This is a genomic window from Streptomyces sp. NPDC056628 (genome assembly GCF_042792555.1).
Classification (GTDB): domain Bacteria; phylum Actinomycetota; class Actinomycetes; order Streptomycetales; family Streptomycetaceae; genus Streptomyces.
The window spans coordinates 21,210-35,842 of record NZ_JBHTWG010000040.1 but is presented as its reverse complement, the minus strand read 5'-3'; the positions used below and the strand labels follow the sequence as shown (position 1 = coordinate 35,842).

Genomic DNA, 14,633 nt, shown 5'->3' with positions numbered 1-14,633 from the left:
TCGTCCCGCTCACGAGGAAGGCGAGGTACGGGCGAGGAGGAAGTCGGCGCTGCCTGCGAGCGTGGTCAGGCGGGTCGCGTCCTCGTCGTCGACACGGACACCGGACCGTTCGCCGAGCACCTCGACGAACCTCAGGAAGTCGAGGGAGTCCATCTCCAGCACGTCACGGAACGCGTCGTCCTCCGCCAGGGCGGCGACGTCCGCGCCGGGTACGACATCGGAGATCGACTCCTTGACCATGTCGAGTGCTTGGGCTCGGTTCATTTTCAAAGCTGCTCCGGATGCTGCAGGAGTCGGGCGACGGCCGTGAGATAGCGGGCGCCCACGGCGCCGTCCGTCGCCCGGTGGTCGGCGGAGAGCGTCGCCGTGACGACGGGACGTACGCCGAGCATGCCTTCTACGGCCCAAGGCCGCTCGGTGACTCGGCCGAAGCCGACCAGGGCGACCTGCGGCGGGTAGATCACTCCGAGGACGCTCTCGACCCCCTGATCTCCGAGGTTGGTGACCGTGATCGTGGCATCGGACACCTCGGAGGCGCGCAGCCTGCCGGTCCGGGCCCGGGTGACCACGTCCTTCAGCAAGGCCATGAGGCGGGGGAGTTCGAGGGCGTCGGCGTCGCGCAGTGTGGGGGCGACGAGCCCTCCGCCGCGCAGCGACACGGCCACACCGAGGTTCACCTCCCGGGCGGCCGTGAAGCGGTCGTCGGTCCAGTGGCCGTTGAGCTCGGGGACCTCCCGGGCGGCCAGCGCGGCCGCTTTGAGCAGCAGAGCCGCGGGCAGCACTCTCTCACCGACCGGTACGCGCCGGTTGTGATCGCGCAGCCACTGCGTCGCGGCGGCCATGTCCACGGTGGTGGACAGGTAGTAGTGGGGGATGTCCCGGTTGGCACGGCTCATCAGGCCGGCGATCGCCCGGCGCATGGCCGTCGCCTTGCCGTCGGACGGTGCCGCGGCCGTCGGGCGGGCGGCGGGAGGGCTCGTGCCCGCGGGAATCGTGCGGGCGGGTGCCGCCGCACCGGACGCCGCCCGGCGTACGTCCGAGGCCCGGACGGCCGAGTCCTTGCCCGTGCCGGTCAAGGTCGCCGGGTCGATGCCCAGTTCCGCCGCGAGCCGCCGCGCCAAGGGCGTGACGCGTACACGCGGGAGCCGGGCGCCCGTCGCCTTCTCGACGTCGGTCCGGGTGACACGCCCTCCCGGTCCGGTGCCGTGCAGGGCCCCGAGGTCGACGCCGCTGTGCTCCGCGAGATGCCGTACGAGGGGGCCCGCTTCGAAGTGGCCACTCGCCGAGCCCGTCGCCGGCACGGCGGCCGGAGACGGGGGTGGGGGCGATGCCCCCGGTGCGGCTCGGGGGGACGGGGGTGGGACGGACGGGGGAGGTGAGGGCGGCGATGAGGCCGGCGCCGACTCGACGGGTTCGCTCCGCTTCCGTGGGTGACGAGTTGCCGGCTTGATCTTCCTCACCGCTTCGGTCCCCTCCCTTCCCGACGCGCTGATCACCGCGAGCGGGGTGCCCACCGGCACCGTGGCCCCCGGCTCGACCAGCTGCTCCGCCACGGTCCCGGACTCGAAGCACTCCACCTCGATCGTCGACTTGGCGGTCTCGACGACCGCGACCGGATCACCCTTGTGGACCGTGTCACCCGGCTGCGCCAGCCATTCGACCAGCGTGCCCTCGTCCATGTCGGCGCCCAGGGACGGCATGGTGAACTCGGCCATGGTCAGTCCACCGCCCTGTGGGCCGCCGCGACGACGTCCGCGGACTGCGGCAGCGCGGCCTCCTCCAGTTGCCGGGCGTACGGCATCGGGACCTCGGCGCTGCACACCCGCTCGACCGGGGCATCCAGGTCGTAGAACGCTTCCTCCGCGATACGGGAGGACACCTCGGCCGCCAGGCTTCCCGTCCGCCACGCCTCGTCGACGACCACGGCGCGGTGGGTACGGGCCACCGAGGCGGTGACGGCCGCGACGTCGAGCGGACGGAGCGTACGCAGATCGATGACCTCCGCGTCGACGCCCTCGCCAGCCAGCTCGTCCGCCGCCGTGAGCGTCTTGGCGAGCGAACCACCGTAGGTGATCAGGGTGATGTCGGTGCCGGGGCGGCGGATGGCCGCATGGTCCAGATCAACCGGTCCGGCGGACGGGGAAAGCTCACCGGAGGCGTTGTAGAGGCTGCCGTGTTCGAAGATCAGTACCGGATCGGGGTCGGCGAGCGCCGGTGCCAGCATGTGGCGGGCGTCCTCGATGGTGGCGGGTGCGAGGACGCGGAGACCGGGGATGTGCGCGTACCAGACCTCCAGGCTGTGCGAGTGCTGCGCGGCGAGCTGCCGTCCGGCACCCGTGGTCATGCGGATGACCAGCGGTACGGCCAGTTGCCCGCCCGACATGTGCCGCAGGGTGGCCGCGTTGTTGAGGATCTGGTCGAGGGCGAGCAGGCTGAAGTTGACCGTCATGATCTCGACGATGGGCCGCATGCCCGCCAGGGCGGCGCCGACGCCCGCCCCCACGAACGCGGACTCGGACAACGGCGCGTCACGAACCCGTTCGGGGCCGAACTCCTCGAACAGGCCGAGGCTGACGCCGAAGCAGCCGCCGTACCGGCCCACGTCCTCGCCCATGAGGAAGACCCGCTCGTCGGTGCTCAGTGCCTCCCTCAGCGCCTCGCGCATGGCCTCCCGGTACGTCGTCGGAGCAGCCGAGGTCTTCGTGCCCATGGTCGGTCACCGCCTCAGGGGGCGCTGGTGACATGGCGAAGCAGGGTCTCGACCGGCTCCTCGGGCGCCTGTTCGGCCGCTTCGACCGCGTGGTCGATCTCGGCGGTGATCCGGTGCTCGATCCGAGTGAAGGCCCTGTCGACCGGCGCACCGCTCTCGCGCATGCGGTCCATGAGCAGGGTGATCGGGTCGCGGGACTTCCACCGCTCGACCTCCGCCTTGTCACGGTAACGGTCGGGGTCGTACATCGAGTGGGCGCGGAAGCGGTAGGTGCGCAGTTCCAGGAAGTGCGGGCCGGTCCCGGCCCGGATGCCCTCGACGGCCCGCCGGGCGGCCTGCTCCACGGCCTCCACGTCCATGCCGTCCACGGACCAGGCGACCATGCCGTACGAAGTCGCGCGCAGGGCCAGGTCGGTCTGCGCCTGGTGGCGTTCCAACGCCGTGCCCATGGCGTAGAGGTTGTTCTCGCAGACGAGCAGCACGGGGAGGTTCCACAGGGCGGCTAGGTTCGCCGTCTCGTGGAACTCGCCTTCGGCGAACGCCCCGTCGCCGAAGAAGCAGCAGGTGACGCGGTTCCGTCCGCGCATCCGGTCGGCGAGCGCCAGCCCGGCGGCAAGGGGGAGTCCGCCGGCGACGATGGCATTGCCGCCGTAGAAGCGCCGGCCCGCGTCGAACAGGTGCATGGACCCGCCCCGGCCGCCGCTGCACCCGGTCGTTCTGCCGTACATCTCGGCCATGACCGCCTCGGCGGTGATGCCGCGGGCCAGGGCGTGGCCGTGCTCGCGGTAGGTGGCGACGACCGCGTCCTCGGGGGTCAGGGCCTCGTTGACACCGACGGCCACCGCCTCCTCACCGATGTAGAGGTGGACGAAGCCGCGGATCTTCGTGGCGCTGTACAGCTCGACGCACCGCTCCTCGAAGCGCCGGATCCGCAGCATCGTCTCCAGCAGGTCGCTGCGGTGCCGCAGCGCGGCGTCGGACCCGTTCGACCTGGCTTTCGTGGCTTTCCCGGCGCCCTTTCGGGCCGGGGGAGACGTCCGGACACGACTGGATCGGGCCAGGCTCATGCGGATCCCTCCAATGTGGACAGGTCGCCGGTGGGCAGGCCGAGTTCCCGTGCGCGCAGCAGCCGCCGCATCACCTTGCCGCTGCGGGTCTTGGGCAGGTTCTGGTCGAAGGCGATCTCCCGGGGGGCGACCGCGGGGCCCAGCTTGCGGCGGCCGAAGCCGAGCAACTCCCGTTCCAGGTCCGGGGTCGGTTTCACCCCCGGGCGCAGGGACACGAACGCCTTGACCACGTTCCCGGCGACCGGGTCCGGCCGCCCGATCACGCCGGCCTCGGCCACCATGGGGTGCTCCATCAGCGCGCTCTCCACCTCGAAGGGGCCGATGAGGTGCCCGGCCGACTTGATCACGTCGTCCGCGCGTCCCACGAACCAGTACCAGCCGTCGGCGTCCCGGCGCACCAGATCACCGGTCAGGTACCAGCCGTCGGCGAACGCCGCCTGGTAGCGCTCCTCGTCGTGCAGATAGCCGCGGAACATCGACGGCCAGCCCGGCCGCAGCGCCAACTCGCCCTCGGTGCCCGGGTCGTGGACCTCCGTCACCCGGCCGTCGACGACCAGGGCCCGGCCGTCCTCGCCCTGCTCCAGCACGGTCGCCTCGACGCCCGGCAGGGGCCGCCCCATCGAGCCGGGCCGGATCTCGCAGGCCGCGAAGTTCGCGATCATGATGCTGCCGGTCTCCGTCTGCCACCAGTTGTCGTGCACCGGCAGACCCAGCACGTCCTGACCCCACACGACGGCCTCCGGGTTGAGGGGCTCGCCGACGGAGGCGATGAAGCGCAGGGCGGAGAGATCGTGCGAGCGCGGCAGGTCGTAAGGGCCCTGGCGAGGCGTGGCGCGCATCAGCATGCGCAGCGCCGTCGGCGCCGTGTACCAGACGGTGACGCGTTGCCCCCCGAGGATCCGGTACCAGCGGCGTGCGTCGTAGTCGCCCTCGTCGACGACGACCGTCACACCGTGGACGAGCGGGGCGATGACGCCGTACGACATGCCGGTGACCCAGCCGGGGTCCGCCGTGCACCAGTACACGTCCTCGGGATGCAGGTCGAGTGCGTAGGCCGCCGTGGCGGAGTGGGCGACGACCGCCTCGTGGACGTGGACCGCTCCCTTGGGGGTGCCGGTGGTTCCGCTGGTGAAGTGCAGCAGCGCCATGTCGTCGGGGGACGTCGAAGGGATGACGAAGACGTCGGAAGCGGTGGACATCAGGTCGTCGTAGGAGGCGGTGCCGGGCAGGTCCGCGGCGCCCGGACCGACGATCAGGACCTGCTTCAGGCCGGGCAGCGCCGCGCGGCGCCCGGCGACCTTCCGCCGGTAGAGGTCCGCCGTGGTGACCAGGATCCGTGCGTCGCCGAGCCGCAGCCGCTGCTCGACCGGATCGGGGCCGAAAGCGGAGAACAACGGGCACAGGACGCTGACGTTCTTCAGAGTGCCCAGGACCGTGACGTACAGCTCCGGGCAACGGCCGAGCAAAGTGAACACACGGTCGCCGCGGCCGACACCGAGTGACCTCAGCACGTTCGCGAAGCGGGCGGTGTCGCGCGCCAGTTCGGCGTAGGTGACGCTGGAGACGGAGTCGTCGCGGGACACGCAGCGCAGCGCGACCCGCTCGGCCCGGGCGGAGGCCGCGTGCCGGTCGACCGCCTCGTAGGCCATGTTGAGGCCGCCGCCGGGAAGGCCGGTCAGCTCGTCGCGCGCTTGCGACCACGTGAAGGCCGCGCGGGCCCGGTCGTAGTCGGCGAGACGCGGCGGGATCACGGGGCCGGCGTCCTTGGGGATGGTGTCCCAGTGCATCGGTGTGCTCCTCCCGGCACTGCCCCCGGTCTCCAGACTCCCCGAGCAGGGCCGTGACTGCACCTCGGCTCCGGGCATGATCGGAGCACCGGTGGCTCCGGCTCACGGCGTGAGGAGCCGGGGCCGCCCGCTTCTTGCGGGCCCGAATCACACGGTGCGCGATGCCGCTCCGCTTCTCCGTGTCGTCCTGTGGCCCTCGGCTCACCTCCATGACACCGCTGTCCCCCGGCGGCAGCGAGGGCCGAAGGGCCCCGACCGGCCGGTCGACCGGCCCCTTCCCGTGTGCCGATCGGCCCGCCGTCAGCGATGCAGCATGATCTTCAAGGCTCCCGTGGCGGTGCCCTGGGCGAACGCCTCGTAGGCGTCCTCCACCCGCTCCAGGGGGAGGGTGTCCGTGATCAGCCCGGACACGCGCAGATCTCCGTACCTCACGAGCCCGAGGAGCCAGGGCGTGGAGAACGTGTCGACCTGGCCGGTGGCGATGGTCACGTTCTTGCGCCAGAGGGATTCGAGATGCAGCGTGACCGGCTTGCCGTGCACACCGATGGTGGCGATGTGCCCTCCGTTACGGACCAGGCGGGTGCTCAGCACGAATCCGTCCGGTTCGCCGGACGCCTCGATGACGACGTCCGCTCCCGGACCTTCGGACAGGTCGGCGATCACCTTGCCCGGCAGCTCCGCGGCGTCGGCGCCCAGACGTGCCGCCGTCTCCAGCCGCGCGGTGGAGAGGTCCACCACCACGACCCGCCGAGGCGAGTAGAGCCGCGCGACGATCATCGAAGCGAGCCCGACCGGCCCCGCACCCACGACGACGACGGTGTCGCCGGGACCGACGTGCCCGTCGCGCACGCCGACCTCGTAGGCGGTCGGCAGGACATCGCAGAGCAGGACCGATTCGTCGATCGGGACGTCCTGATCCCGGGGGTGGGTGGAGTGGTCGGCGAAGGGCACGCGCACCAGCTCGGCCTGCGTGCCGTGGATCTCGTTGCCGAGGACCCATCCACCTCCGCCGCTGCACTGCCCGAACGCGTTGTTTCGGCATTCCCGGCAGCGGCCACACGCCGAGACCGCCGACACGGTCACCTGGTCACCGGTGCGCAGATGCTGCACGTCGTCCCCGATCGCCACGACGTCGCCCACCGCCTCGTGGCCGAGGACGGTGCCCGGTTTCACATCCGGGAGGTTGCCGCGCAGAATGCGCAGGTCACTGCCACAGATGGTGGTGGCGTCGACACGGACGATCGCGTCGGTCGCTTGTGCGATCTCCGGGTCGGGGACGGTGTCCCAGGAAGCGTGTCCCGGTCCGTGGTAGACAAGCGCTCGCACGGTGCTCACTCCTCGCTCCCCCCACTCAGCGGTCACTTCGGCGGTGCTTCCGGGCAACCGGGCTCGGGCCGTCGGACGTTCAGTCGCTCCTCGGCACGGCGGCCAGGGAGCCCCGGCCGTCCGGTGCGGCCCGGTCGGAGACCGCGGATCGGAAGCCGACGTGGCCGGCTGGGTGGGCGCCCGGCCGGCCGTGGCCGGGGCTGTTCGTGCCCAGGGGGTGTCTTGTCGATCGGGCCGGATCGGCGAGCCGTGTCCGGTGCCGTGCGTCGCAGGGCGGAGGAGGGAGCCGATGCGATGGGGGTCCCCCCGCTCGATCGAAGCAGCCGAGAGTGGGGGAATCGGCGACCGACGACAACGCGGCGACGCGCGGGGCCGGAGGCCGGGAGCCCGGCATGGTCGGCGAGACACTCCCTAGTCCGGTTCCATGTAGGGGCGGCGGAAGACCGGCGCCTGACCGGAGCCCCATGGTCTGACGGCGGCCAGCGCCCGGGACACGGCGTTCTCCAGACGGCCGCTGGTGTCGATGGTCACGGCCTCGGGCCACGCGGGCTCACGGGCCGCCATGGCGGCGGCGATCTCGGGGCCGGCGTCGGACGGACCGGGGGCGCGGCTGCTCAGCCGCGACGCGACGACCTCCTCCGGTACCTGGCAGTGCAGGGCCACCAGGTCGGCGCTGGTGGCCTCGGCGACGCGCTGCGCGGCTTCACGCTGCTGTGCCGTGGACCAGGTGGCGTCCAGGACGACGGACTCGCCGGACGCCAGCAGGGCGGCCGCGCGCTCGAGCAGGGCGTCGTAGGTCCGCGTCGTCCACTCGCGCGTGTAGAGCCCTTCTTCGTAGCCGGCCGCGGCCGGCTGTTCGGGTGCGATGCCCGCGAGTTCCTTGCGGAGCCTGTCGCTGCTGAGGAGGGTGGCCTCCAGGCGGTCGGCGAGGGCGCCCGAGAGCGTCGATTTCCCGCTGCCGGGCATGCCGCCGACGAGGGTGAGGACGACGGCGGCGGTGCGCAGGTGGCGCAGAGCCACGGAGGTGAGCCGCCGGGACGCCGACTCCGCTCCAGGCGCACCCTGCCGCGCCTGGATGAGGGAGACCTTGGCGCGGACGAAGGCGCGGTAGGCGACGTAGTGGTGCCACAGGGACGGGGGAGCGGGGTCGCCGGAGTACTCGCTGTAGCGGGCGAGGAAGTACGCGGCGGCGTCCGGCGCGCCGAGGTGTTCGAGGTCCATGGCGAGAAACGCGGCGTCGTCGAGACCGTCGACGTACCGGAGGCGGTCGTCGAACTCCAGGCAGTCCAGGACACGTGGTCCGTCGTCGAGGCAGAAGATGTCCTCGGCGAGCAGGTCACCGTGGCCGTCGACCACGCGCCCCTGCGCGATTCTGGAAGCGAACAGCGGTTCCCGGCCGGCGAGATAGCGGCGCGCCAGCCGCTCCACCTCCGGCACGCCGTCCGGCACGGACCCGTCACCGGTCGTCGCGCGGATCTGCCCGAAGCTCGCCTCCCAGCGTGCGGACAGGGCGTCCCGGGTGCCCTGTTCGTCCGTGTCCCGGCCGTGGGGCGCCTCGGCGTGCCAGGTGGCGAGCCGTCGTGCCACGGCCCGCAACGCGTCGTCGAGCGGGGCGCCCGTGCGCACGAGACGCGACAGGCGCCGGTCCGCGGGCATCCGGCGCATCACGACCAGTGGTTCCGGCGTCTCGCAGTCCGGGCTGCGGATCTCGCCCAGGCCCAGGTAGACGTCCGGCGCGAAGCGCCGGTTGACGGCTACCTCGCGTTCGCAGGCCACCTTGCGTGCCTCCCGGGTGGTGTAGTCGAGGAAACCCAGGTCCACCGGCTTCTTGACCTTGAAGACGCGGTCACCCATGAAGAACAGGACCGCGGTGTGGGTCTCGTCCACCTCGGCCCGCGGCGGCTGAGGTACGGACTCGTGGCGGCCGGAGTCAGCCATGGGGAACGACGGCGACGGGGCGGCGTCCGTGGTGCGGGGCGGCGTGGGCGTTGGGCCCCAGTCGCGGCCGCACACCTCGCCGGTGCGCGCGCCGGCCGACGACCGGCGACGCTTCTCCTTCAGCGGCCCCGAGTACGTCTTGGGCAGGACTCGGTTCGGTGCGGACCTGGATGTCCGGCCGCTCGGCACGTGCCACGACCGGCAGTCCGACGTCGCCCGCGAAGTGGCTCTCGACTGCCTTCAGCCCACGATGTGCGAGCACGGGTGTCTCGGAGTCCGAGGGCGCTCGACGCAGGGCCTCGTGTGCGTCCTCCTGGACGAGGGACGCGTCGACGGTCGGGCCGGGACGGCCTGTCCGCAGCTTCGCCCACGCGATGTGCACGAGACGCCTCGCCCGGTACTCGTGGACGGTATCGGCGACCGCACGGGGCGGTTCCGGCGCGAGCGGCGGCCGGGCGTGCGGCAGCCGCAGCGTGAGGTCGCGCTGCTCGGCCTCGTCGCCGGCCCGACGGGCGGCGGCGAGGTGCCCGGGTGAGCCGTCGAGGCCCACGGTGACGACTGGCGGCATGGGGGCGGCCTCCGTCTCGTACGAAGCGGGAGATGACGGTGGATGACGGTGACCGGTCCGGTGACTGAAGGATCCCGACGTCGCCGACATGTCGAGCGTGACGCGCCATCCCCCTTCGAGGATCACCCAATTCGTTCGGGTGCGCATGTGGACCGACGAGGACGGTCGGGGGAGGCCCGTCGGACGGAAGAGGAGGCCACCCACTGCCCACTGCGGTGACCATTTTGCTGGTCGTCGGCGTCGACGGATCCCGGACCGGCCTGGAGGCTCTGGACCGGGCGATCGACGAAGCCGTCCGGCACGGCCACTCCTCGCCGTACCGACCTGGAGTCGTCGACCCGGCCCGCTCTCCGCGGACCCGCCTCGGAACCGGTACGCCCCGCAGGCCACTTGGCGATCTCCGGCCGCGGTGCTCGACGATGCGCTCGGCGAGGCGGTGGGATCGTCCAGGGAGGTCGTCGTGACCCGCCAGGTGATCGAGGGTCCGGCCCGCCGGGCGCTGCTGCACGCGGCGGCGGAAGGATCTGCTGGTCGTAGGCGCGCGCAGGCGGCAAGGACATACGGGCCTGCAACTGGGGCTCGTCAACCACGCCTTGCTGCGCCACGCCCCGTGCCCCGTGGCGGTCGTGCCTCGGATCTGACATACGGCGACCGGGGCCGGAGGGCCGCCCCTCAGGGACCTTCGACCCATGACCCGACCCCCACCGATGTCCGAACCTGGACGGTGAACGGGGGAACGACCAGCGACCTGCTGGAGGCCGGTCCATGAACGCGCAGGGATCACCGAACCCACCGGGTTCACCCTGGCCACGCGGTGGGCACGTGCCCGCGCGTGCGAACCCGCTGAGGCGTCCGTCCGACCGGTTCGAGTGGTGGTTCCGCCGCTTCCTGATGGCCTTGCTCGTCCTGGGGCTGCCCGTGGCCACCTACAGCGCCGGGACGACGGCCTACGACGCGTCGATACACACCGTCCGTGCTCAGGTGGCGCAACGGCACGAGGTCACCGCCCGGCCGACCCGTGACGTCCCGGGGGACGACCAGGGAGCCCAGCAGCCGGTGCGGGTCCGCTGGACCGAACCAGGCGGAGTGGAGCGGACCGGAGCCACCTTGGTGAAGCCGGGAACGTCCAAGGACGACGCCGTACGGGTGTGGGTGGATCAGAGCGGACATGTCACCGACCCGCCCTCGAGCATGCTCAACGCGAGGACCACGGGGTGGTTCGCGGCCGCGATGGTGGCCCTCGGCACGGTCCTCGCGACCCACCTGCTGTGGAGGGGCACGCGTCTGCTGCTGGACCGCCGCCGGTACGCGCAGTGGGACGCCGAGTGGGACCGGGCCGAGCCGCTGTGGTCCGCCCGCTTCCGACGGTGACGTCCGGCGACCGGCCGCAGACCACACAGGCCGAGGAAGGTACCTGCCGTGTCGGACGCCACGACCACCGATCTGTACGAAGTCACGATGGCGATGTCCTACCTGCGGGAGGGGATGACCGCCCCGGCGACCTTCAGCCTGTTCGTACGGGACCTTCCGCCCGGGCGCGGCTTCCTGGTCGCGGCCGGGCTCGAGTCCGCCCTGGACCACCTGTCCGGCTTCCGCGTCGGCCCCGACGACGTCGACGCCTTCGCCTCCGCGCTGCACCGTCCCTCGCGCGACCTGGAACCACTCCTCGGCCTGGAGTTCACCGGAGGGGCGCGCGCCGTGCCGGAAGGCCGGGTCGTCCTCGCGGGTGAGCCGCTGCTGGAGGTGACGGCCCCTCTCCCAGAGGCACAGCTGGTGGAGACGTACGTGCTCAACGTGATCAGCCACCAGACCGCGATCGCCTCGAAGGCCGCGCGCTGTGTGCTCGCCGCGGCCGGGCACCCCGTCGTGGGCTTCTCGCTGCGGCGCACGCACGGCCCGCAGGCCGGATTCCAGTCCGCTCGTCTCGGCGCACTGACAGGTTTCGCCGGCACCAGCCATGTGGGCGCGGCCACCGCCTTGGGCATACCAGCCGTCGGCACCATGGCCCACTCCTACGTGGAGGCGTTCGCGTCCGAGGAGGACGCGTTCCGGGCCTTCGCCCGCTGCCACCCCGGCCCGGTGACCCTGCTGGTGGACACCTACGACACCGAGGAGGGCGTCCTTGTCGCGGCACGCGTTCTGCGGGACTTGGACCGCGTCCCAGGGAGTGCCGTACGCCTGGACAGCGGAGACCTCGCAGCCCTCGCCGTCCGCGCACGGTCGATCCTCGACGCGGCCGGCCTGCCGGGGGTGCGGATCGTGGCCAGCGGTGGTCTCGACGAATACGCCGTGGACGACATGGTGCGCTCCGGGACACCCGTGGACACGTACGCCGTCGGCACACGGGTGGGGGTCTCCGCCGACGCACCGTATCTGGACTCCGCGTACAAGATGGTGGAATACGGCGGCCGTCCGGTGATGAAGCTGTCGTCGGCGAAGGTCACCGCACCCGGTCCCAAACAGGTGTTCCGTCGCCCCGGCTGTGCGGACGTGATCGCTCTCGCCGACGAGCGGCCGCCGGACAGCGGGGCCCCGCTGCTGGAGACGGTGATGGAGAACGGCCGGCGCACCGCCGAACGGCCCACGCTCGACGAGTGCCGGGCGCGGTGCACGGCGGACCTGAGCCGCCTGCCCGCCGCGGCCCGCCGGATACGGGCCCCGGTCGCCCCCCGTGCCACGGCCTCGGAGCGGCTGGACGCGCTCACCGCCCGCGTCCGGCACCGCATAGAGGAGCGGTCCCCGTCACGGCGGCCGGCGTCGGCATGAGGAGGACACGGAAGCCGCATACGGTGGAAGAAAAGCTGCGTCTCCACCTCTTCGAGGGCGGCGACGGAACGACGAAGGCACACCGGGTGCCGGACACCGGCGTCGGCCAGTCCACTACCGCGCGACGCTGCCGCCGAACGCCACGGCGTCTTCACGGTCGGAGTCCCCGGACCGAGAAGGGACGGACCAGGGCATCCAGATCACGGGCTGGGCCCCCGTTCCCCGCGAGGCGCAGCACCATCCGCACGACGAACAGCTGGCACGCGAGCCGACCCCGGCGACTCGCGAGGGAGCCCCAGTGAAGAGGGAGCCCCAGTGAATCCCACAGCACCGTCCGACGAGGAGGCGGCGGCGTTGGTCCACGACGCCGTCGCCGCTCCGTCGATGCACAACGCACAGCCCTGGCACTTCCGCTATCTGCGGCGTGCCCGTACGTTCGACGTGCTTGCCGACTTCGAGCGCGCCATGCCGCATTCCGACCCCCACGCCCGCGCCCTCCATCTCGGCTGCGGCGCCGCCGTGCTGAACCTGAGGGTGGCGACCGTCCACGAGGGCTGGTACCCGGAGACCACCCTGCTGCCGGACCCTGCCGACCGAACCCACCTCGCGAGCGTACGGCTGGCCGGCCTCGCCCAAGGCGAGCACGAACTCGCCCAGCTGTACCCGGCGATCCATCAGCGGCACAGCAGCCGAGATCCGTTCGAGGACAGGCGGATTCCCGAGCCCCTGCGAGAGGAACTGGGCGCGGCCGCACACGCCGAGGGGGCGACCCTCACGTTCCCCGACTCCTGGCATCTGCAGGAGATCCTGGAACTCTTCCAGGAGGCGGAGGCACGCAACCTCACGGACCCGGGCAGTGGCCAGGACCTGGCCCGGTGGACCGGTGACAGCGCGTCCGTGGAGGCCACCGGCGAGGGAGTCCCGGCCTACGCCTACGGTCCACGGAAACGCGGGGGAAAGGCCCCCATGCGGGACTTCGGGCACGGGGGCCGGGTGACGGAACGAGACGCCGCCGATTTCGAACGGAACCCGCAGCTGGCCCTCGTCGGTACGGTCCATGACCGTCCTGAGGACTGGCTCCGCGCCGGTCAGGCCATGGAGCGCGTCCTGCTGCTGGCGACTCTTCGTGGGCTGTCCGCCTCCTTCGCCACCCAGCCGCTGGAGTGGACGGACCTGCGCTGGCCCCTGCGTGATCCGTCGACCGGGACCGGTTTCACCCAGATCGTGCTGCGTGTGGGGTACGGCCCCACAGGCCCCGGCGCTCCGCGCCGCCCGGTCCCGCAGATTCTCGACATCGAGCCATGACGTGGTGACCTGCGGCACCGATCCCCTCTCCCGGTGCGAGTGGGGTCGGCCCGGCCTCGTCGCGTCCTCGCCCGCCGCGCCGCGGACCCGGCGTACGGCGGCCCGGACGAGCGGCGGTTCGCGCACCGGCCATGAGGGCCTGCCCGGGAGCCCCACCCGGGCGGACCCGAGCCGATGTCGCGGTGGCTCGCGGGCGGTGCGACGGTATTCAGGGGGCCTTTCGGCAGCTGGACGGGAAGGCGGTGGCGGCGATGGAACTCCCGCTGGTCGTGGGCGTCGACGGATCGGACTCCAGCCAGGTGGCGGTCGACTGGGCCGCGGATGAGGCGGCCCGCCACGGACTGCCGCTGCGGCTGGTCCACGCCTTCCGTTGGGAGCGCTACGAACGGACGCTGCCGCCGTTCACCACCGGCCGGCCCGCCGGAGAGGTGATGGCGCAGAACATCGTCGCCTCCTGCGCGCAACGCGTCCACGTCCGGCAACCGCAGGTGAAGGTGTCCGAGGAGGTCGTGCCCGACGACGCTGTCTCCGCACTGCTGCGCGCGGCACCGGACGCGTACGCCCTGGTCGTCGGGGAACGCGGGCGAGGGGAGGTGGCAGGGCTGCTGCTCGGATCGGTCAGCCTGGCCGTGGCCGCGCGCGCGGTGTGCCCCGTGATCGTGGTCCGAGGCGCCGAGCCCAACATCCGCGGGTCCTTCGGGAGGTGCGTGGTCGGCGTCGGCGAAACGGCCGAGCGCACCGCCGCTCTCCGGTTCGCCGCCCGGGAGGCACAGGCCCGAGGCTCTGTCCTGACAGCCGTACGGGCGTGGCGCCGCCCCGCCCGTGAGCACGGCGACCAGCCCCTCGTCGCGGAGGACACTCCTCAGGCCGCCGACGCGCGGACCTCCGCCGAGTTGGAGGAGGCGCTGCGCGTCATCGGACGCGAACATCCCGGCCTGTCCGTGGAAAGCCGCATCGTGGAGGGCCCGGCTCACCGCGTCCTGCTCGACGCGGCGGTGGACGCGGACCTGGTGATCGTCGGAGCCGAACGCCGGCACGGCCACTTCGGCCTGCAACTCGGCAGGGCCGCCCACACCCTGCTGCACCACTCCGCGTGCCCGGTCGCAGTCGTCCCCCACCGGGTGTGACACCCACCGCGTGTCCCCGCTTCCCGCCGAGCCGAGAAG

At 72.3% G+C, this 14,633-nt stretch carries 13 protein-coding genes; 5 read left to right on the top strand and 8 right to left on the bottom strand.

Going from position 1 to position 14,633, the window contains the following annotated elements:
• Nucleotides 1–9: 9 nt before the first annotated feature.
• From ACFRAC_RS31630 to ACFRAC_RS31595, 8 genes are all read right to left on the bottom strand, one after another.
• Complete coding sequence (locus ACFRAC_RS31630; RefSeq protein WP_382936042.1) at nucleotides 10–264, bottom strand: acyl carrier protein; 255 nt, start codon at nucleotides 262–264, stop codon at nucleotides 10–12.
• A 2-nt stretch (nucleotides 265–266) separates the two neighbouring features.
• Nucleotides 267–1,715: a dihydrolipoamide acetyltransferase family protein gene (locus tag ACFRAC_RS31625; protein WP_382936039.1), complete on the bottom strand. Its 1,449-nt coding sequence runs from the start codon at nucleotides 1,713–1,715 to the stop codon at nucleotides 267–269.
• A gap of 2 nt (nucleotides 1,716–1,717) precedes the next feature.
• A complete protein-coding gene (locus tag ACFRAC_RS31620; protein WP_382936034.1) occupies nucleotides 1,718–2,710 on the bottom strand; it encodes an alpha-ketoacid dehydrogenase subunit beta in 993 nt (330 codons plus the stop codon).
• Between the two features lie 14 nt (nucleotides 2,711–2,724).
• Nucleotides 2,725–3,777 carry a pyruvate dehydrogenase (acetyl-transferring) E1 component subunit alpha gene (pdhA, locus tag ACFRAC_RS31615; RefSeq protein WP_382936026.1) on the bottom strand — a complete coding sequence of 351 codons (1,053 nt, stop codon included), beginning with the start codon at nucleotides 3,775–3,777 and terminating at the stop codon, nucleotides 2,725–2,727.
• On the bottom strand, nucleotides 3,774–5,564 hold the full coding sequence (acsA, locus tag ACFRAC_RS31610) for an acetate--CoA ligase (protein WP_382936021.1): 1,791 nt from the start codon (nucleotides 5,562–5,564) through the stop codon (nucleotides 3,774–3,776). Before acsA ends, pdhA begins: the two co-directional genes overlap by 4 nt.
• Nucleotides 5,565–5,864: 300 nt before the next feature.
• Nucleotides 5,865–6,890 carry an alcohol dehydrogenase catalytic domain-containing protein gene (locus tag ACFRAC_RS31605; protein WP_382936015.1) on the bottom strand — a complete coding sequence of 342 codons (1,026 nt, stop codon included), beginning with the start codon at nucleotides 6,888–6,890 and terminating at the stop codon, nucleotides 5,865–5,867.
• 411 nt (nucleotides 6,891–7,301) lie between these two features.
• Entirely contained in the window at nucleotides 7,302–8,828 is a 1,527-nt protein-coding gene (locus tag ACFRAC_RS31600) for an AAA family ATPase (RefSeq protein WP_382936011.1), read from the bottom strand.
• Complete coding sequence (locus tag ACFRAC_RS31595; protein ID WP_382936006.1) at nucleotides 8,821–9,396, bottom strand: universal stress protein; 576 nt, start codon at nucleotides 9,394–9,396, stop codon at nucleotides 8,821–8,823. Before ACFRAC_RS31595 ends, ACFRAC_RS31600 begins: the two co-directional genes overlap by 8 nt.
• Nucleotides 9,397–9,920: 524 nt before the next feature.
• On the opposite strand from ACFRAC_RS31595, the gene ACFRAC_RS31590 reads away from it, so the two are divergent.
• The 5 genes from ACFRAC_RS31590 to ACFRAC_RS31570 all read left to right on the top strand — a co-directional run bounded on the left by ACFRAC_RS31590 (nucleotide 9,921) and on the right by ACFRAC_RS31570 (nucleotide 14,594).
• Nucleotides 9,921–10,037, top strand: coding sequence for a universal stress protein (locus ACFRAC_RS31590; RefSeq protein WP_382936171.1), 117 nt, complete (start codon nucleotides 9,921–9,923; stop codon nucleotides 10,035–10,037).
• 181 nt (nucleotides 10,038–10,218) lie between these two features.
• Nucleotides 10,219–10,767, top strand: coding sequence for a hypothetical protein (locus tag ACFRAC_RS31585; RefSeq protein WP_382936002.1), 549 nt, complete (start codon nucleotides 10,219–10,221; stop codon nucleotides 10,765–10,767).
• 48 nt (nucleotides 10,768–10,815) lie between these two features.
• Nucleotides 10,816–12,162 carry a nicotinate phosphoribosyltransferase gene (locus ACFRAC_RS31580; RefSeq protein ID WP_382935999.1) on the top strand — a complete coding sequence of 449 codons (1,347 nt, stop codon included), beginning with the start codon at nucleotides 10,816–10,818 and terminating at the stop codon, nucleotides 12,160–12,162.
• A 315-nt stretch (nucleotides 12,163–12,477) separates the two neighbouring features.
• The gene (locus ACFRAC_RS31575) at nucleotides 12,478–13,467 is read left to right on the top strand and encodes an Acg family FMN-binding oxidoreductase (protein ID WP_382935995.1); all 990 of its coding nucleotides are present in this window, start codon (nucleotides 12,478–12,480) and stop codon (nucleotides 13,465–13,467) included.
• 251 nt (nucleotides 13,468–13,718) lie between these two features.
• Nucleotides 13,719–14,594, top strand: a complete 876-nt coding sequence (locus ACFRAC_RS31570; RefSeq protein ID WP_382935991.1) for a universal stress protein — start codon at nucleotides 13,719–13,721, stop codon at nucleotides 14,592–14,594.
• Nucleotides 14,595–14,633: the final 39 nt, after the last annotated feature.